Source organism: Pseudomonas sp. MLB6B, assembly GCF_054508135.1.
Genome location: NZ_CP199313.1, coordinates 4,440,957 through 4,457,636 on the forward strand (window position 1 = coordinate 4,440,957; position 16,680 = coordinate 4,457,636).

Annotated in this window: 20 protein-coding genes; 5 read left to right on the plus strand and 15 right to left on the minus strand. The window is 64.5% G+C overall.

Annotated features, from left to right (window positions below; all coding sequences use genetic code 11):
- Window positions 1–4: 4 nt before the first annotated feature.
- Window positions 5–970 (plus strand): 23S rRNA (adenine(1618)-N(6))-methyltransferase RlmF, encoded by a 966-nt coding sequence (gene rlmF / locus ACSMEV_RS19600; RefSeq protein ID WP_459206616.1) that lies wholly within the window; start codon window positions 5–7, stop codon window positions 968–970.
- 46 nt (window positions 971–1,016) lie between these two features.
- Here rlmF and ACSMEV_RS19605 read toward each other — a convergent pair whose 3' ends face one another.
- Complete coding sequence (locus ACSMEV_RS19605; RefSeq protein ID WP_296263191.1) at window positions 1,017–1,298, minus strand: HU family DNA-binding protein; 282 nt, start codon at window positions 1,296–1,298, stop codon at window positions 1,017–1,019.
- Between the two features lie 388 nt (window positions 1,299–1,686).
- On the opposite strand from ACSMEV_RS19605, the gene yejK reads away from it, so the two are divergent.
- Window positions 1,687–2,694, plus strand: coding sequence for a nucleoid-associated protein YejK (yejK, locus tag ACSMEV_RS19610; protein ID WP_459206617.1), 1,008 nt, complete (start codon window positions 1,687–1,689; stop codon window positions 2,692–2,694).
- On the opposite strand, the gene ACSMEV_RS19615 is transcribed toward yejK, so the two are convergent.
- The gene (locus ACSMEV_RS19615) at window positions 2,675–2,980 is read right to left on the minus strand and encodes a GIY-YIG nuclease family protein (protein ID WP_459206618.1); all 306 of its coding nucleotides are present in this window, start codon (window positions 2,978–2,980) and stop codon (window positions 2,675–2,677) included. The two genes, yejK and ACSMEV_RS19615, sit on opposite strands and share 20 nt — an antisense overlap.
- A gap of 55 nt (window positions 2,981–3,035) precedes the next feature.
- Between ACSMEV_RS19615 and ACSMEV_RS19620 the strand changes: the two genes are divergently transcribed.
- Window positions 3,036–3,908: a hypothetical protein gene (locus ACSMEV_RS19620; protein ID WP_459206619.1), complete on the plus strand. Its 873-nt coding sequence runs from the start codon at window positions 3,036–3,038 to the stop codon at window positions 3,906–3,908.
- On the opposite strand, the gene ACSMEV_RS19625 is transcribed toward ACSMEV_RS19620, so the two are convergent.
- From ACSMEV_RS19625 to ACSMEV_RS19685, 13 genes are all read right to left on the minus strand, one after another.
- Window positions 3,909–4,382 carry a nuclear transport factor 2 family protein gene (locus ACSMEV_RS19625; protein WP_459206620.1) on the minus strand — a complete coding sequence of 158 codons (474 nt, stop codon included), beginning with the start codon at window positions 4,380–4,382 and terminating at the stop codon, window positions 3,909–3,911.
- An 85-nt stretch (window positions 4,383–4,467) separates the two neighbouring features.
- Entirely contained in the window at window positions 4,468–5,748 is a 1,281-nt protein-coding gene (locus ACSMEV_RS19630; protein ID WP_459206621.1) for a CynX/NimT family MFS transporter, read from the minus strand.
- A gap of 12 nt (window positions 5,749–5,760) precedes the next feature.
- Window positions 5,761–6,408, minus strand: coding sequence for a FadR/GntR family transcriptional regulator (locus ACSMEV_RS19635; RefSeq protein WP_313738618.1), 648 nt, complete (start codon window positions 6,406–6,408; stop codon window positions 5,761–5,763).
- 420 nt (window positions 6,409–6,828) lie between these two features.
- Window positions 6,829–7,875 carry a histidinol-phosphate transaminase gene (gene hisC / locus ACSMEV_RS19640; RefSeq protein WP_459206622.1) on the minus strand — a complete coding sequence of 349 codons (1,047 nt, stop codon included), beginning with the start codon at window positions 7,873–7,875 and terminating at the stop codon, window positions 6,829–6,831.
- Between the two features lie 2 nt (window positions 7,876–7,877).
- Window positions 7,878–9,203 carry a histidinol dehydrogenase gene (gene hisD, locus ACSMEV_RS19645; RefSeq protein WP_459206623.1) on the minus strand — a complete coding sequence of 442 codons (1,326 nt, stop codon included), beginning with the start codon at window positions 9,201–9,203 and terminating at the stop codon, window positions 7,878–7,880.
- A 123-nt stretch (window positions 9,204–9,326) separates the two neighbouring features.
- Window positions 9,327–9,962, minus strand: coding sequence for an ATP phosphoribosyltransferase (gene hisG / locus ACSMEV_RS19650; protein ID WP_314488061.1), 636 nt, complete (start codon window positions 9,960–9,962; stop codon window positions 9,327–9,329).
- Between the two features lie 92 nt (window positions 9,963–10,054).
- The gene (gene murA, locus ACSMEV_RS19655) at window positions 10,055–11,320 is read right to left on the minus strand and encodes a UDP-N-acetylglucosamine 1-carboxyvinyltransferase (protein ID WP_459206624.1); all 1,266 of its coding nucleotides are present in this window, start codon (window positions 11,318–11,320) and stop codon (window positions 10,055–10,057) included.
- A gap of 23 nt (window positions 11,321–11,343) precedes the next feature.
- On the minus strand, window positions 11,344–11,583 hold the full coding sequence (locus ACSMEV_RS19660; protein ID WP_296263173.1) for a BolA family protein: 240 nt from the start codon (window positions 11,581–11,583) through the stop codon (window positions 11,344–11,346).
- A gap of 299 nt (window positions 11,584–11,882) precedes the next feature.
- A complete protein-coding gene (locus tag ACSMEV_RS19665) occupies window positions 11,883–12,188 on the minus strand; it encodes an STAS domain-containing protein (RefSeq protein WP_459206625.1) in 306 nt (101 codons plus the stop codon).
- Window positions 12,185–12,838, minus strand: coding sequence for an MlaC/ttg2D family ABC transporter substrate-binding protein (locus ACSMEV_RS19670; RefSeq protein WP_459206626.1), 654 nt, complete (start codon window positions 12,836–12,838; stop codon window positions 12,185–12,187). The genes ACSMEV_RS19665 and ACSMEV_RS19670 overlap by 4 nt, the downstream gene beginning before the upstream one ends.
- 9 nt (window positions 12,839–12,847) lie before the next feature.
- Window positions 12,848–13,333, minus strand: a complete 486-nt coding sequence (gene mlaD / locus ACSMEV_RS19675; RefSeq protein ID WP_296263167.1) for an outer membrane lipid asymmetry maintenance protein MlaD — start codon at window positions 13,331–13,333, stop codon at window positions 12,848–12,850.
- The gene (mlaE, locus tag ACSMEV_RS19680; RefSeq protein WP_459206627.1) at window positions 13,333–14,127 is read right to left on the minus strand and encodes a lipid asymmetry maintenance ABC transporter permease subunit MlaE; all 795 of its coding nucleotides are present in this window, start codon (window positions 14,125–14,127) and stop codon (window positions 13,333–13,335) included. Before mlaE ends, mlaD begins: the two co-directional genes overlap by 1 nt.
- Window positions 14,127–14,936 carry an ATP-binding cassette domain-containing protein gene (locus ACSMEV_RS19685; protein ID WP_459206628.1) on the minus strand — a complete coding sequence of 270 codons (810 nt, stop codon included), beginning with the start codon at window positions 14,934–14,936 and terminating at the stop codon, window positions 14,127–14,129. The genes mlaE and ACSMEV_RS19685 overlap by 1 nt, the downstream gene beginning before the upstream one ends.
- 243 nt (window positions 14,937–15,179) lie before the next feature.
- Between ACSMEV_RS19685 and ACSMEV_RS19690 the strand changes: the two genes are divergently transcribed.
- Both ACSMEV_RS19690 and ACSMEV_RS19695 read left to right on the plus strand, forming a co-directional pair.
- The gene (locus ACSMEV_RS19690) at window positions 15,180–16,154 is read left to right on the plus strand and encodes a KpsF/GutQ family sugar-phosphate isomerase (protein WP_459206629.1); all 975 of its coding nucleotides are present in this window, start codon (window positions 15,180–15,182) and stop codon (window positions 16,152–16,154) included.
- Complete coding sequence (locus tag ACSMEV_RS19695; protein ID WP_296263160.1) at window positions 16,154–16,678, plus strand: KdsC family phosphatase; 525 nt, start codon at window positions 16,154–16,156, stop codon at window positions 16,676–16,678. The genes ACSMEV_RS19690 and ACSMEV_RS19695 overlap by 1 nt, the downstream gene beginning before the upstream one ends.
- Window positions 16,679–16,680 lie beyond the last annotated feature (2 nt).

The window sequence follows — 16,680 nt, forward strand, 5'->3', positions numbered from 1 at the left end:
GACCATGACCGACAGACCCACGCTGCACCCGCGCAACCGCCACCAGGGCCGTTACGACTTTCCGGCGCTGATCGAGGCCCACCCGGACCTGGCGCGCTTCACCCTGATCAACCCGTATGGCAAGCCCAGCATCGACTTCGCCAACCCCGAGGCGGTGCGGGTGTTCAACCGCGCGCTGCTCAAGGCCCAGTACGGCATCCAGCACTGGGACATTCCTGCGCAGTACCTGTGCCCGCCGATCCCCGGCCGCGCCGACTACGTGCACGTGGCCGCCGACCTGCTGGCCGGCGACACGGGTGGCGAGATACCGCGCGGTGCCCAAGTACGCGCGCTGGACATCGGCGTCGGCGCCAACTGCATCTACCCGCTGCTGGGCCACAGCGACTACCGCTGGCGCTTCGTCGGCTCGGACATCGACCCGGTGGCGCTGGCCTCGGCCAAGGCCATCGTCCACGCCAACGGGCTGGGCAAGGCCATCGCCCTGCGCCAGCAGAACAATGCCAAGGCCATCCTCGGCGGGCTGTTGCAGGCCGACGAACGCTTCGAGCTGACCCTGTGCAACCCACCGTTCCACAGCTCGCGCGAAGAGGCTACGCGCGGCAGTGCGCGCAAGTGGAAAAGCCTGGGCAAGCAGGACCCCAAACGCACCCTGCCGGTGCTCAACTTCGGCGGGCAGAACAACGAGCTGTGGTGCACAGGGGGTGAAATTCGCTTCGTGACCCAGCTGATCGATGAGAGCAAGGCCTGCGCGGCCCAGGTGCTGTGGTTCACCACTCTGGTGTCCAAGGCCAGCAATCTGCCCGCCATCGAAGCGGCGCTGAACAAGGCGGGCGTGGCCGCTCGGCAAGTGGTGGAGATGGGCCAGGGGCAGAAACGCAGCCGCATGGTGGCGTGGAGTTTCCATGACGCAGCGGCGCGCCAGGCATGGATCGGGCAGGCGAAACCCGACCCGGCCAAATCCCGGGCATGAAAAAGCCGCGCCCGGCAGCCGGGCGCGGCTCTCATCGCGTCGACAATTACTTGTTGACGGCGTCGGTCAGACCTTTGGCAGGTACGAACTTGACGACTTTCTTGGCCGCGATTTCGATGGCCTTGCCAGTCGATGGGTTACGACCGGTACGGGCAGGACGCTCGGAGACTTTCAGCTTGCCGATGCCTGGCAGGGTGATCTCGGCGCCGTTTTCCAGCTGGTCGGCAACGATCTGGCCCAGTTGCTCCAGTGCGTGCTTGGCGGTGGTTTTCGGCGCATCGATCGCTTCGGCGATGTCGGCAATCAGTTGGTCTTTGGTCAAAGCCATGGTGAATTCCTTAACTAAAAAATCAATGGTTGAGCAGCGTGGCAGGTACGTATCCAGCTGCTGCAGACAGTCTCGAGGGCAGCGCCAATCGGGTATGTAGATACACGAAAAAGCGATTGGTTCGACACGCCGCGCGCTGGCTGCCAGCAATGCGCCAGCCTGTGGGGCGCAAGAACGCGCAAAACTAACACAGGCTGTCGTCAAATTCCCCTGGAGACGTAGGTTTTGCTGAGGTTTTTCAGGGGTTTGCGTAAAAAACAGGCGTTTTGCATAAAAAACGTACAGGGGCCATTTCCGCCAGCCTGCGGCCACTGCGGCACGGCGTCCCTGGGTTAAACTCACCCCTTTGCCGCGCAGGCGCAGCCTGCCCCTTCACATCGAGAGTTTCATGCCAATCCGACACTGCATCGTTCACCTGATCGACAAGAAGCCCGATGGCACGCCCGCCGTGCTCCATGCCCGAGAGGCCGAGCTCAGCGCTTCGGAGGCCATCGAACACCTGTTGAGCGACCTCAACGACAGCTACAACGCCAAGCAAGGCAAGGCCTGGGGATTGTTCCATGGCGAATCCGGCGCCTACCCGTTCAGCGGCTGGCTCAAGGGCTATCTGGACGACGAGCAGGACTTCACCGCGTTTAGCCGCACGGCGGTCGAGCACCTGCAGAAGCTGATGGAAGAGTCCAACCTCTCCACCGGCGGCCACGTGCTGTTCGCCCACTACCAGCAAGGCATGACCGACTACCTGGCCATCGCCCTGCTGCACCACAGCGAAGGCGTGGCGGTGAACGCCGAGCTCGACGTCACCCCCTCGCGCCACCTGGACCTTAGCCAACTGCACCTGGCCGCCCGGATCAACCTGTCGGAATGGCGCAACAATCCCAACTCCAAGCAGTACATCTCGTTCATCAAAGGCAAGAACGGCAAGAAGGTCTCCGACTACTTCCGCGAATTCATCGGCTGCCAGGAAGGCGTCGACGGTCCTGGCGAAACCCGCACCCTGCTCAAGGCCTTCAGCGATTTCGTGGAAAGCGAGGACATGGCCGAAGAAGTGGCGCGGGAGAAGACCCAGACCCTGGTCGAGTACGCCACCAGCCAGACCAAACAGGGCGAGCCGGTCACCCTCGACGAACTGTCGAGCCTGATCGACGAAGACCGCCCTCGGGCGTTCTTCGAGCACATCCGCAACAAGGACTACGGCCTGTCGCCGGAGATTCCCGCCGATAAGCGCACGCTCAACCAGTTCCGCCGCTTTACCGGCCGCGCCGAGGGGCTGTCGATCAGCTTCGAAGCGCATCTGCTGGGCTCGAAGGTGGAATACGACGAAGAAGCCGGCACCCTGGTGATCAAGGGCCTGCCGACGCAACTGATCGATCAGCTCAAGCGTCGCAAGGACTGAGCGCCACGCCCTGGTAGCTGGCGACCAAATTTTCCTTGGCCGACTTGCGCAGCTTCTTCACCAAGCGCTCCTGGCGCAGGGCTTCTGACTTGTCGGGCCATCGCTCGACATACACCAGCGCCTGCGCCGGGCTGGTCTTGAAATAGCGCGCACCCTGCCCTTTCTGATGGCGCAGAAAACGCCGCTCGGGGTCGTCGCTGATGCCGCAATACAGCGAGCCATTGGCGGCGCGGACCAGATAGACGTACCAGGGTTTGCTTGCCGGTACAGGCAATTGTTCACTCACGACGCTCGTTCTTCCCATCATTAGTTTGGTGAGCCCACCACAAGAGGGCTCCACCATGTTCCGTACAGTATCCCGATTGGTCGCCTGCGCCGGCCTGTCCACCCTTGCCGTCGGCGTGCACGCCGCATCCGGTGCGCAAGTGGCCGAACGCATGCAGAACAACTTCGACGCCACGCCGGCACGCTGCGACGGCAATGCCGTTCCGGCCCATGTCTGTTCCGGCGTGCTGATCCGCGCCACCAAACCGTCGCCCAGCTATCACACCTGGCACCACAGCCCCAACACCAAGCTCAAGGGCGGCTTGTCGTTCTCCTACCTGCGCGCCGACCTGCCCGTGACGGCGCTGGCGGCCGATGCGCGCAGCGGCTTCACCCTGCACCCCCAAGCGCAACGCCCTGAAAACACGCTGCCCTACAGCGTGCTCTGCGCTTGGCCCACCGACGGCGACAGCTGGACCCGCAACGGCAATGGCTGCGGCGACAACGATCAGACCGCCAACCGCGAGCAGGCCTGTCACGAGCAGGGCGTGCACACCGCCGAAGACTGGATCGCCCGCTTCCGTCAGACTGGCGACTACAAGCAGCAATGTGCGTTCGACACGCGTTTTGCCCGCGTCCCCGGGCGCGACGAGGCCTTTCATCAAAGCCTGCGCGTCCAACAGATGTATGGCAGTGAATTGCCGTTCGCCTGGAACGAGCTGATCCTCCACGCCTGGAAGGAAGAAGAGTCGAACCGGCTACCGATCCAATCCTTTTTCTACATCGCCGGCATGCAGGGCGCACTCGAGCAGGCCCAAGCCGATCAGCGGGATTGGCACGCGACCTATGGCCGGATCGTTCCTGTGGTCAGGATCGAACTCGCCCGCTCGGCGGCGCAGCGTACCCAGTTCAGTTACCAAGACGCGGATCAGGCCGTCGCAGCTCGTTGATCATCTTCGACTCGCCTGAAAGGCGCGCAGGCCGCGCAAGGCCTGCGCGCGCACCTTGTTGTGCAGCATGGGCGACCAGCCCAACAGCCAACCGGGCACGCCCAGGGCTTGGCGCGACCAGCGCCAGAAATCGAAGCTGTCTCGATGTCGGCAGATCAGACCGTCGCGAAAGCTGAAGCGTGCCTGGCAATCGTTGACCACCCAGCGCTGCTTCGGCCCGAATCGATAGCGCGCCAGCCAATGGGCCTGGCCGTGCTCGGCATCGGCAGCGACCTGATCGACGCTCACCTGCAACCGTTCGGCGCGGCCCACCAGCATGCGCCACATGTCGCCGGCGTCCTGGCCCTGCAAGCGGCCGAACACCGGATCGTCGAACACGACGTCATCGCTGTAGCAGGCGATCATGGCCTCGGCGTCGCGACGCTGGAAAGCCTGGTAGAAGCGCTCGATCAGGGCGCGGTGGGTGTCGGTCATGGCAAGGTCCTGGCGGGGCTCGGGAAACGCACGATAATCCCTCGCGCTCCCCGACGCTATGCCCCTGTGCGGTGGGGCGGCAGCGCTACACGCGCTCGCTGACCGCCTGCACGTGCAACGCCCGCCCTGCCTTGAGGCCGAAACCGATCGCGCCCAGGCCCAGGCCTGCGAAGATCCAGCCCACGGCAGCCCAGCCGTCGGTGAAATCGTGCACCAGGCCTACGGCGAACGGCCCCATCGACGCCAGGGTGTAGCCCACACCCTGGGACATGCTCGACAGGTTCGACGCCACATGGGCGTCCTTGGAGCGCAGCACGATCAAGGTCAGGGCCAGGGCGAAGGTACCGCCCTGCCCCAGACCGAGCAGCACGGCCCAGCCCCACAGCCCGGACAGCGGCGCGTACAGGCAACCGAACAGCCCACCCAGGGTCATCAGCATCACCAGCACGATGGCCAGGCGCTGGTCCTTGCCGCGGGTCGCCAACCAGGGCGCACTGAGCGAGCTGACCAGTTGCACGATGACCGAACCGGACAGTACCAGGCCCGCCTGGGTCGGGCTCAGGCCGCGCCCGATGAGGATCGACGGCAACCAGCCGAACACGATGTAGGCCAGCGACGACTGCAAGCCCATGTACAAGGTGACCTGCCAAGCCAAAGGATCGCGCCACAGCCCGCGCACGCGGTAGGCGGCCTTGTGCAGGCCGTGCCCCTGGCGCGCCTGGGGCGACCAGACCAGCATGGCGACCAGCGCCGGCACCAGCCATACGCCCAGGCCGATGGCCCAGCTATCCGCGAAGTGATGGCTGATCGGCACGCTCGCACCCGCCGCCAGAGCCGCGCCCAGGCACAGGGCCATGGTGTAGACACCCATCAAGGTGCCGGCCTGCTTGGGAAAGTCGCGCTTGACGATGCCAGGCAGCAGCACGCCAATGATGCCGATGCTGGCGCCGGCCAGCAGGCTGCCGACGAACAGGCCGGTCACGCCCAGCGTGCTGCGCAGCAGGATGCCGATGGCCAAGGTCAGCAGGATGCCGAGAATCACCCGCTCGGCGCCGAAACGCCGGGCCAGGCGCGGCGCCAACGGCGCGAACAGACCCAGACAGAGTACCGGCAGGGTAGTCAGCAACCCGGCGGAAGACGCGCTCAGGCCCAGACGCTCGCTCACCTGCCCCAACAGCGGCGACAGGCTCGACAGCGCCGGGCGCAGGTTTAGCGCCACCAGCACCAGGCCCAGCAACAGCAGCCAGGCGCGCTGGGTGGGCGCTGGCGCCTGCTGCACCTGGGCGTCGTCGACTTCGGCGTCGATCAGCAGGTCGTCGAGCTCGCCGGGATGGCGAGCGTTCATAGCGGTCGTTGCAGTGCTCATGGCTGTACTCGCTCAGGATTCGATCAGGTCGCGGCTCAGGCGCTTGGCCCGCTCCGGGTCGCGCTGGGTGAGCGCGTCGAGAATCTGCTCGTGCAGGTCGAAGGTGTGCTGACAGCGCGCGGTGTGGCTCATGTTGTGCTCGACCGCAGCGCGTACCAGCCCGGAGAAGTAGCGGTACAGCTCGCTCAACGCCGGGTTGTGCGCGGCATCCACCAAGCGCTGGTGGAAGACCATGTCGGCCTCCAGGTACGCCTGCAAGTCGCCATGAAAGTGCGCGCCGCTATGGGTCAAGGCTTGTCGAAGCCCTTGCAGATCGGCCTCGGTGCAGCGCTGCGCGGCCAGACCGATGGCCTCGGCTTCGAGGATGTGCCGCGCTTCACGGGCGTGGTCCACGGAGCAACGTGACAAAGCCAGGACTGCCTGCAGAGGGTCCTGCACGGTGCGCAGGTAGCTGCCGTCGCCTTGACGGATCTCGATCAGGCCGCTGAAGGCCAGCACGCGCATGGCCTCACGCACGGTGTTGCGGCTGATGCCCAACTCCTGGGCCAATTCCGGCTCGGTGGGCAGGCGCTCGCCCACGGCCCAGTCGCCGGCGGCGATGCGCGCGCGCAGTTGCTCGACGGCCTGCAAAACCAGCGAGCGTTTGACGATTACAGACATAGGGTCAACCAGTCATAGGATGAATTTCGCAGGCGGCACGATAGATGTTTGTGGCTAGGCAGGCAAGCTCTGATTACAAGTGGGGCGGCGCTCCGGGACGACTGTAATGGCTAGCGTAGCGGCTTCGGTCCAGACCGACCCCTTCCTGCTTCAAAAATACAGCGCTTGAATTGGGCCTGCGACGCAGGCCATCGCGGCTGAAGCCGCTCCTACAGGAAATCATAAGCCCCTGTGGGAGCGGGCCTCAGCCGCTCCTGCAGGAAATCGCAAGCCCCTGTGGGAGCGGGCCTCAGCCGCTCCTACAGGAAATCGCAAGCCCCTGTAGGAGCGGCTTTAGCCGCGATGGCCTGCAACGCAGGCCCAGTACGGGCACTACGGTCTGTCAAGAAAGCGGTGGCCTGAATTGGACCCACGCGCACGTCAGACCAAAGCGTCGAGCAGTGCCTGGTTCATTTCTGGAGTGCCGACGGTGATGCGCAGGAACTGGGCGATCCGCGCTTGCTTGAAATGCCGCACGATCACGCCGTGCTCGCGCAGGCGCGCGGCCAGCTCGGCAGCATCCTGTTGCGGGTGGCGCACAAAGATGAAGTTGGCCGCCGAGGGCAGGACTTCGAAGCCTTTGGCCTCAAGCTGCGCCGCCAGGTGTTCGCGGCTGTCGATCACCTTTTGCCGGGTGGCATCGAAGTATTCGCGGTCGTCGAAGGCGGCGCTGGCACCAGCGATGGCGGCGCGGTCCAAGGGGTAGGAGTTGAAGCTGTTCTTGATCCGCTCCAGGGCTTCGATCAAGTCCGGGTGCCCTACCGCCAACCCTACCCGCAACCCGGCCAACGACCGGGATTTGGACAGGGTCTGGGTCACCAGCAGGTTGTCGAAGCGCGACACCAGGGCGATGGCGCTGTCGCCGCCGAAATCGATGTAGGCCTCGTCCACTACCACCAGCGAATCGGGATGCGCGGTGAGCAGCGCTTCCACCGCGTCCAGCGGCAGCAGGCAACCGGTAGGCGCGTTCGGGTTGGGGAAGATGATGCCGCCGTTGGGTTTGGCATAGTCGGCGATGCGGATCTGGAACTGCTCGTCCAGCGGCACCTGCTCGTAGGCGATGCCGTACAGCCCACAGTAGACCGGGTAGAAGCTGTAGCTGATGTCGGGGAACAGCAGCGGCGCGTCGTGCTGCAACAAGCCGTGGAAGATGTGCGCCAGCACCTCGTCCGAGCCGTTGCCGACGAACACCTGGGCCGTCTCGACACCGTAGTAGTCGGCCACCGCTTGCTTGAGGCGGTCGCTGTTCGGGTCGGGGTACAGGCGCAGGTCGTCGTTCAGCTCGGCGGCCATGGCGGCCAGGGCCTTGGGCGACGGGCCGTAGGGGTTTTCGTTGGTGTTGAGCTTGACCAAGCGGGTCAGCTTGGGCTGTTCACCCGGCACGTAGGGCACCAGATCCTTGACGAAGGGGCTCCAGAATCGACTCATGCTCAGTTCCCCTTGTCTTGGTCGAGGATGCGGTATTCGGCGCTGCGCGCGTGGGCGGTCAGCGATTCGCCACGGGCCAGGACCGACGCGGTCTGGCCCAGCTCGGAGGCGCCTTGCTCGGAGCAGAAAATGATCGAAGAGCGCTTCTGGAAGTCGTACACCCCCAGCGGCGAGGAGAAGCGCGCCGTGCCCGAAGTGGGCAGCACGTGGTTGGGGCCTGCGCAGTAGTCGCCCAAGGCCTCGCTGGTGTGGCGGCCCATGAAGATCGCACCGGCATGGCGGATCTGCGGCAACCAGGCCTGCGGATCAGCCACGGACAGCTCCAAGTGCTCCGGAGCGATGCGGTTGGCCACGTCGATGGCCTGCTGCATGTCGCGCACCTGGATCAACGCGCCGCGCCCGTTGATGGACTTTTCGATGATCTCGGCGCGCTCCATGGTGGGCAGCAGCTTGTCGATGCTGGCGGCCACCCGGTCGAGGAATTCGCCATCGGGGCTGACCAGAATGGCCTGGGCGTCTTCGTCGTGCTCGGCCTGGGAGAACAGGTCCATGGCGATCCAGTCCGGGTCGGTCTGACCATCGCACAGCACGAGGATTTCCGAAGGCCCGGCGATCATGTCGATGCCCACCTGGCCGAACACGTGACGTTTGGCGGTGGCGACGTAGATGTTGCCGGGGCCGACCACCTTGTCCACCTGCGGTACGCTTTCGGTGCCATAGGCCAAGGCCGCCACGGCCTGGGCACCGCCGATGGTGAACACGCGGTCGACACCGGCGATGCAGGCCGCAGCCAGCACCAGCTCGTTGACCTCGCCACGCGGGGTCGGCACCACCATCACCACCTCGCCCACGCCCGCCACCTTGGCCGGAATGGCGTTCATCAGCACCGAAGACGGATAGGACGCCTTGCCGCCGGGCACGTACAGCCCCGCGCGGTCCAGCGGCGTGACCTTCTGCCCTAGCACCGTGCCGTCGGCCTCGGTGTACTGCCAGGAATCCTGCTTCTGCCGCTCATGGTAGAGGCGCACGCGCTCGGCGGCTTTTTCCAGGGCCGTGCGCTGGGCCGGAGAGATGCGCGTCAGCGCCAGTTCCAGGCGCGCGCGATCAAGGATCAGGTCGGCCATGTGCTGCGCCTGCACGCCGTCGAAGCGTTGGGTGTATTCCACCAGCGCCGCGTCGCCGCGCTCGCGTACGCCTTTGATGATGTCTAGAACGCGCTGGTTGACCGCGTCATCGGAAACACTTTCCCAGCTCAGCAGATGGTCCAGATGGCGAGCGAAGTCGGCATCGGCAGCGTTGAGACGGGCAATTGCAGTAGACACGGTCATGACGTGGACCTCGAGTGAGTGACGGATGGTCAGGCGCCCAACGCTACCGTCCCTCCACGCGGGCGCCTGACGAAAAGGGCGTTGACGCGCAGGGACGGGCGCGACCTGCAAGTCGCGCGGCGATCAACCGCGGTGTCGCGACTCGACCGCCTGACGCAGGGCGTCGATCAGGCTCTGGATGCGCCCGTGCTGCATCTTCATGGAGGCTTTGTTGACCACCAGGCGCGAGCTGATGGTTGCGATCAGTTCCTGTGGCTCCAGGCCGTTGGCGCGCAGCGTGTTGCCGGTGTCGACCACGTCGATGATCTTGTCGGCGAGGTTGATCAAGGGCGCCAGCTCCATGGAGCCGTACAGCTTGATGATGTCGACCTGGCGGCCCTGTTCGGCATAGTAGCGCTTGGCGACGTTGACGAACTTGGTGGCCACGCGCAGTCGCCCTTTGGGTTCGGCGGCGCCCACGGCGCCCGCGGTCATCAGCTTGCACTGGGCGATTTGCAGGTCGAGCGGCTCGTACAGGCCCTGCCCGCCGTATTCCATCAGCACGTCCTTGCCGGCCACGCCCAGATCGGCCGCGCCATGCTCGACATAGGTCGGCACGTCGGTGGCGCGCACGATGAGCAGGCGCACGTCGTCCTGGGTGGTGGGAATGATCAGCTTGCGGCTCTTGTCCGGATTCTCGGTCGGCACGATGCCGGCCTCTGCCAGCAATGGCAGGGTGTCGTCGAGGATACGGCCCTTGGATAGCGCGATGGTCAACATGGGAAACGTCGTTCCTTAAGCGGCTGCTGCCGGCCAGGCCCACAGGCCCGGCCGTCTTCGATTCGGCTGGCGCGTCCTTGCGCCGAGACAGACTAGCCCGGCACGCGACGGATCTTCGCGCCCAGCATCTGCAGTTTTTCTTCGATGCACTCGTAACCACGGTCGATGTGGTAGATGCGGTCGATCAGCGTGTCGCCTTCGGCGACCAGTGCCGACAGCACCAGGCTGGCCGAAGCGCGCAGGTCGGTGGCCATGACCGGCGCACCCTTGAGCTGCGGCGTGCCGGTGACGATGGCGGTGTTGCCTTCGACTTGGATTTGCGCGCCCATGCGGTGCATTTCGTAGACGTGCATGAAACGGTTCTCGAAGATCGTCTCGATCACCGCGCCCGTGCCTTCGGCGATGGCGTTGAGCGAGATGAACTGCGCCTGCATGTCGGTCGGGAACGCCGGGTATGGCGCGGTCCGCAGGTTGACGGCCTTGGGCCGCTTGCCGTGCATGTCGAGGCTGATCCAGTCGTCGCCGGTTTCGATCTCGGCGCCCGCTTCCTTGAGCTTTTCCAGCACCGCTTCGAGGATGGTCGGATCGGTGTCCTTGAGCTTGACGCGACCGCCCGTCACGGCAGCGGCAACCAGGTAGGTGCCGGTCTCGATACGGTCGGGCATGACGCGGTAGGTAGCCGAGTGCAGACGCTCGACGCCATCGATGGTGATGGTGTCGGTGCCGGCACCCTGGACGTTGGCGCCCATGGCGTTGAGGAAGTTGGCCAGATCGACCACTTCCGGCTCGCGTGCCGAGTTCTGCAGCACGCTGCGACCGCGCGCCAGGGCGGCGGCCATCATGATGTTCTCGGTGCCGGTGACGCTCACGGTGTCGAAGAAGAAGTGCGCGCCACGCAGCCCGCCTTCCGGCGCCTTGGCCTTGATATAGCCGCCTTCGACCTCGATGGTCGCGCCCATCGCTTCGAGGCCGCGGATGTGCAGGTCGACCGGACGCGAGCCGATGGCGCAGCCGCCCGGCAGCGCCACTTCGGCCTCGCCGAAGCGCGCGACCATGGGGCCGAGCACCAGGATCGAGGCGCGCATGGTCTTGACCAGCTCATAAGGCGCGACCAGGGTTTTGATGGTGCGCGGATCGATTTGCACGGCCAGCTTTTCGTCGATCACAGGCTCGATGCCCATGCGCCCGAACAGCTCGATCATGGTGGTGATGTCGTGCAGGTGCGGCAGGTTGCCGACCGTGACCGGCCCATCGGCCAGCAGGGTCGCGGCCAGAATCGGCAGGGCAGCGTTCTTCGCCCCGGAGATGCGGATCTCGCCATCGATGCGAGTGCCGCCAGTGATAATCAGTTTGTCCATTGGTGTCTCGCCGCCAAGTTGGCTCAGGTGCGCTCAGCCCAGGCTGCGCTGCTGAAAAATTTCATGGTGACCGCGTGGATGCTGCCGTCGGCGATCCAGGGGTTCAGGTGAGCGTAAATCGCTTGCTGACGCTTGACCGGGCTCTGGCCGGCCAGCTCGTCGCTGATCACGTTCAGCTGGAAGTTGCAGCCCTGGCCTTCGACTTCAACCAGGGTTCCGGGCAATTTCTGTTCAAGGAAGCTCTTAACGTCTACGGCCTGCATGCTCAACCTCAATCGGCGCCCAGTGCGCGGGGGTCGGCCATCATACAAAAAAGCCCCTCGCCTGCGAAGCCCAACGAGGGACACGCTGACCGAGGGGCCTCGGGTCTGTACGAAAAGCCTTGATACTTGGTCATGCTGCGTTGAAAACAGACTGGATCGCCAGCCCGGGCTAGGCGCCCCCATCAAAATGCTCACGCACTACAGCACGCTCCGCTCTCTCACCTGTTTTCGCGGGGCCGCCATTGGCCTTGCCTGACCGGCGTCTCAAGACTTTTCATACAGACCCTGCGCATTCGCCATCAATCGCCGCTGAGCACCTCGCCCAGGTCGTAGACCTCGGCGATTCCACGCATCTCCTGGGGCAGCCCGCGCAGCTCCCAGAACTTGCCGGCGGCCTCGGCGTCCCGCATGAAGCTCAGCAGCAGGGCCAGGCCCACACTGCTGGAGCGGGTGACGGCCGAGCAGTCGAGCACCATGCGCGACTCGCGGCTGGCGGCGATCAGGGCCTTGCCCTCGCTGCGCAAGGCCGCGCCGGTGGTGTAGTCGAGCACGCCACTCAAGCGCAGCACGCCCGGCTTGTCCATGCTGACGGCGGCTGCAGTCATTTGACGGCCTTGTCCGGCGAGCTGTCGGCAGTCTGCTTGGCCTTGGCCACTTCGCCCGCCCAACCGTCGATGGTCTTGTCCAGGTCGTTGCCGTTGCGCTGCATGGCGTCGGCGAACTGATCGCGGAACAGCTTGCCGATGTTGATGCCGTTGACGATGACGTTACGCACTTTCCATTCGCCGCCAAGCTTGACCAGGGTGTACTGCACGGGGAAAACCGCGCCGTTGTTGCCCGATACTTTCATGCCGACGCTCGCGCGGTCGCCGTCTTCGCTGCGCGCGGGATCGACAGTGATGCCCTGGTTGTTGTATTCGAGCAAGGCGTTGCCATAGAACTGCATCAGGCTGCGCTTGAAGTTTTCTTGGAAGCGCTGCATCTGCGCAGGGCTGGCCTTGCGCGAATACTTGACGGTCATGATGCTCTTGGAAATGCCGTCGGCATCCACCACGGGGCCCAGAATGCCGTTGAGGGCGTTGTAGAACGCCTGCGGATCGGACTTGTAGCGCGCCTTGTTGGCTTGCAGGTCCGACAGCAGCGCGTCGGTGGTGCTCTTGATCACTTCATGGGCCGACTGCCCGGGGGCGGCCATCGCCAGCATCGGTAGGCAGGCCAGGATGACCAGCAGGCCACGTCGCAGCATCGAAATCATGGAAACTCCTTAATTAGCCGGGGCGGCTTCTTTTGCGTCTTTACCAACCGAGTTGAGCAGGAACTTGCCGATCAGATCTTCCAACACCAATGACGACTGGGTGTCGTGGATGGTTCCGCCGTCCTTGAGCACCTGGTCTTCGCCTCCGACGCTGATGCCGATGTATTTCTCGCCCAGCAGGCCAGCGGTGAGGATAGAAGCGGTGGAGTCGGTGGGCAGGTTGTTGACGCCCTGCTCCAGTTCCAGGGTGACGCGACCGGTGAAGCTGTCGCGGTCCAGGTCGATGGCGGTGACCTTGCCGATGGCGACGCCGGCCATGGTGACCTTGGCACGCACGGTCAGGCCGGCGATGTTGTCGAAGTAGGCATAGACCTTGTAGGTGTCGCTCGCAGGGCTGGCCGACAGGCCGCTCACGCGCAGGGCGAGGAGCAACAACGCCAGAATCCCGGCCAGCAGGAACAGGCCGACACCGATTTCCAGGGTGCGGTTTTGCATCAGAAGTCTCCAAACATCAGGGCGGTCAGGATGAAGTCCAGACCCAGGACTGCCAGCGAGGCATACACTACGGTCTTGGTCGTGGCACGGCTGATCCCCTCTGACGTGGGCTCGCAGTCATAGCCTTGGAACACGGCGATCCAGGTGACCACGAAGGCGAACACCAGGCTTTTGATCACCCCGTTGAGCACGTCGTCGGTGAACGACACGCTGTTTTGCATGTTGGCCCAGAACGAGCCTTCGTAGACGCCGAGCCAGTCCACGGCGACCCACGAGCCGCCCCAGATGCCCACCACGCTGAAGATCAGCGCCAGCAGCGGCAGGGAAATGAAGCCGGCCCACAGCCGTGGTGCGACGATGTACTTGAGCGGGTCTACGCCGATCATTTCCAGGCTCGACAGCTGCTCGGTGGATTTCATGTTGCCGATTTCGGCGGTCAGCGCCGAACCCGCACGCCCGGCGAACAGCAAGGCCGTGACCACCGGCCCCAGTTCGCGCAGCAAGGTCAGGGCGATCATCTGCCCCACCGCCTGTTCGGAGCCGTACTTGGTGAGGATGCTGTAGCCCTGCAGTGACAGCACCATGCCGATGAACACGCCCGACACGGCGATGATCGCCAGGGACATGACGCCCACCGAATAGAGCTGCTTTACCAGCAACTGGAAACCACCGCCGGTGCCACGGCCTAGCAACGCGTTGAACAGGAATAGGCAGGAGCGCCCCAAAATGGCGACGACATCGATGGCCGCGCGGCCAAACAGGCGGATACGTTCGAGAATGGATGTCTTGCGCATCAACGCGCCCCCAGCAAAGCGGCGCGATAGTCGGACGCAGGAAAATGGAAAGGCACCGGGCCGTCTGGATCGCCTTTCATGAATTGGCGAATGCGCGGATTGTCGGAGTTCATCAGCTCGTCCGGCGTGCCTTGGCCCAGCACCTGGCCGTCGCCCACGACATAGATGTAGTCGGCGATGCTGGCGGTTTCCGCCAGGTCGTGGGAGACCACGATGCTGGTGATGCCCAGCGCGTCGTTGAGCAGACGGATCAAGCGCACCAGTACGCCCATGGCGATCGGGTCCTGTCCGACGAAGGGTTCGTCGTACATGAGGATCTGTGGGTCCAGGGCGATGGCCCGAGCCAGCGCCACCCGGCGCTTCATGCCACCGGACAGTTCGTCCGGGCGCAGGTTGATGGCGCCGCGCAGACCGACGGCCTGCAGCTTCATCAGGACGATGTCGCGGATCATCTCTTCGGGCAGCTCAGTGTGCACACGCAAGGGAAACGCGACGTTCTCGAACACGTCGAGGTCGGTGAACAACGCACCGCTCTGGAACAGCACGCCCATCTGCTTGCGCGCATCGAACAGGTCGGCGCGCGACAGGCTCGGTAGGTTCTGCCCGGCCACCCACACTTCGCCCTTGGCCGGACGCAGCTGTGCGCCCATCAGGCGCAGCAGCGTGGTCTTGCCGCAGCCCGAGGGGCCCATGATGCCGGTCACCTTGCCACGGGGAATGCGTATGTCGACGTTGCTGAAAATACTGCGCGAGCCGCGCTGGAAGGACAGGCCCTTCAACTCGACCGCGTAGGCGCTATCCCCACTCATCTAGACTCCTTGCGATACAGCCCAGTGTTCATGGACGCGCGTCCTCATCAGGAAGACACAAGCGTCGCGGGCGGGCCGGTTAGCCGCGAACTATACCACCGCGCCGAAGCCCTTCCCAAGGCTACTGCCCGAGCATTCAGGCTATCGACAGTAAGGGAAAGTTTCAGTCTGACGATCAAAGGTGAGGGTTTTGTGCATTGCAGCTATAATCGCCGCCTTTCCCGCAAGCCATACGTTTCGACCATGAGCCAATCCAGCGAGCTAATCCATTCCGCCCAGCGCACTTTGCGTCTCGAGCTTGAAGCCGTGCAGGGCCTGCAAGCCCGCATCGATGGCGAATTCGTGCGTGCGTGCGAACTGATCCTGGCCAGCAAGGGCCGTGTGATCGTGCTGGGCATGGGCAAGTCAGGGCACATCGGCAGCAAGATCGCCGCCACCCTCGCCAGCACCGGTACCCCTGCGTTCTTCGTGCACCCGGCCGAAGCCAGCCACGGCGACATGGGCATGATCACCCGCGACGACGTGATCCTGGCCCTGTCCAACTCTGGTACCACGGCCGAAATCGTCATGCTGCTGCCGCTGATCAAGCGCCTCGGTACGCCCCTGGTGAGCCTGACCGGCAACCCGCAATCGACCCTGGCCCTGTCCGCCGCCGCCAGGCTCGACGCCCGCGTCGAGCACGAAGCCTGCCCGCTCAACCTGGCGCCGACCTCCTCCACCACCGCAGCCCTGGTGCTGGGTGACGCCCTGGCCATCGCACTGCTCGAAGCGCGCGGCTTCACGGCCGAAGACTTCGCCTTCTCGCACCCGGGTGGCGCCTTGGGCCGCCGCCTGCTGGTCAAGGTCGAAGACGTGATGCACGGCGACAGCGCGCTGCCGGTGGTAGAGCGTTCCACCCTGCTCAAGGACGCGCTGCTGGAAATGTCGCGCAAGGGCCTGGGCATGACCGTGGTGCTGGAAGCCGATGGCACCCTGGCCGGCATCTTCACCGACGGCGACCTGCGCCGTGCGCTGGACGGCAACATCGACGTGCACGCCACGCCCATCGAGGCGGTGATGACCTCACACAGCAAGACCGTCACTGCGCAGATGCTCGCGGCCGAGGCGCTCAAGCTCATGGAAGACTACAAAATCAGTTCACTGGTGGTGGTGGACGCCCACGATCGCCCCGTCGGTGCGCTCAACATGCACGACCTGCTGCGCGCTGGAGTAATGTGATGAACCCGGATCTGTTGCAACGTGGCAAAGCGATCAAGCTGGCCGTCTTCGATGTCGATGGTGTGCTTACCGACGGTCGCCTGTACTTCCTCGCCGACGGCAGCGAGTTCAAGTCGTTCAGTACCCTCGACGGGCAAGGCATCAAGATGCTGCGTGCCAGCGGTGTGATGACCGCGATCATCACCGGTCGCTCCAGCCCGGTCGTGGAACGGCGCGCCCGCAACCTGGGTATCGACCACCTGTTCCAGGGCCGCGAAGACAAGCTGGTTGTGCTCGACGGCTTGCTAGCGGAACTGAACCTGAACTATGAACAGGTTGCCTACCTGGGAGACGACCTGCCCGACCTGCCGGCGATTCGCCGCGTCGGCCTCGGCATGGCGGTGGCCAACGCCTCGCCATTCGTGCGTCAGCACGCCCGCGGCATCACGCTCGCGCGCGGCGGCGAAGGCGCCGCAAGGGAGTTCTGCGAACTCATCATGCAGGCCCAGGACACGTTGGACACTGCCCACGCCCATTACCTGTAGAG

What these genes read in the sequence shown, in the direction of transcription:
- ACSMEV_RS19690 (WP_459206629.1), top strand. Translation starts at nt 15,180, where the DNA reads ATGAGCCAATCCAGCGAGCTAATCCATTCCGCCCAGCGCACTTTGCGT.
- ACSMEV_RS19605 (WP_296263191.1), bottom strand. Translation starts at nt 1,298, where the DNA reads ATGGCTTTGACCAAAGACCAACTGATTGCCGACATCGCCGAAGCGATC.
- murA (WP_459206624.1), bottom strand. Translation starts at nt 11,320, where the DNA reads ATGGACAAACTGATTATCACTGGCGGCACTCGCATCGATGGCGAGATC.
- ACSMEV_RS19630 (WP_459206621.1), bottom strand. Translation starts at nt 5,748, where the DNA reads ATGAGCACTGCAACGACCGCTATGAACGCTCGCCATCCCGGCGAGCTC.
- yejK (WP_459206617.1), top strand. Translation starts at nt 1,687, where the DNA reads ATGCCAATCCGACACTGCATCGTTCACCTGATCGACAAGAAGCCCGAT.
- ACSMEV_RS19685 (WP_459206628.1), bottom strand. Translation starts at nt 14,936, where the DNA reads ATGAGTGGGGATAGCGCCTACGCGGTCGAGTTGAAGGGCCTGTCCTTC.
- hisC (WP_459206622.1), bottom strand. Translation starts at nt 7,875, where the DNA reads ATGAGTCGATTCTGGAGCCCCTTCGTCAAGGATCTGGTGCCCTACGTG.
- ACSMEV_RS19625 (WP_459206620.1), bottom strand. Translation starts at nt 4,382, where the DNA reads ATGACCGACACCCACCGCGCCCTGATCGAGCGCTTCTACCAGGCTTTC.
- ACSMEV_RS19670 (WP_459206626.1), bottom strand. Translation starts at nt 12,838, where the DNA reads ATGATTTCGATGCTGCGACGTGGCCTGCTGGTCATCCTGGCCTGCCTA.
- rlmF (WP_459206616.1), top strand. Translation starts at nt 5, where the DNA reads ATGACCGACAGACCCACGCTGCACCCGCGCAACCGCCACCAGGGCCGT.
- ACSMEV_RS19620 (WP_459206619.1), top strand. Translation starts at nt 3,036, where the DNA reads ATGTTCCGTACAGTATCCCGATTGGTCGCCTGCGCCGGCCTGTCCACC.
- ACSMEV_RS19695 (WP_296263160.1), top strand. Translation starts at nt 16,154, where the DNA reads ATGAACCCGGATCTGTTGCAACGTGGCAAAGCGATCAAGCTGGCCGTC.
- ACSMEV_RS19660 (WP_296263173.1), bottom strand. Translation starts at nt 11,583, where the DNA reads ATGCAGGCCGTAGACGTTAAGAGCTTCCTTGAACAGAAATTGCCCGGA.
- mlaE (WP_459206627.1), bottom strand. Translation starts at nt 14,127, where the DNA reads ATGCGCAAGACATCCATTCTCGAACGTATCCGCCTGTTTGGCCGCGCG.
- hisD (WP_459206623.1), bottom strand. Translation starts at nt 9,203, where the DNA reads ATGACCGTGTCTACTGCAATTGCCCGTCTCAACGCTGCCGATGCCGAC.
- mlaD (WP_296263167.1), bottom strand. Translation starts at nt 13,333, where the DNA reads ATGCAAAACCGCACCCTGGAAATCGGTGTCGGCCTGTTCCTGCTGGCC.
- ACSMEV_RS19635 (WP_313738618.1), bottom strand. Translation starts at nt 6,408, where the DNA reads ATGTCTGTAATCGTCAAACGCTCGCTGGTTTTGCAGGCCGTCGAGCAA.
- ACSMEV_RS19665 (WP_459206625.1), bottom strand. Translation starts at nt 12,188, where the DNA reads ATGACTGCAGCCGCCGTCAGCATGGACAAGCCGGGCGTGCTGCGCTTG.
- hisG (WP_314488061.1), bottom strand. Translation starts at nt 9,962, where the DNA reads ATGTTGACCATCGCGCTATCCAAGGGCCGTATCCTCGACGACACCCTG.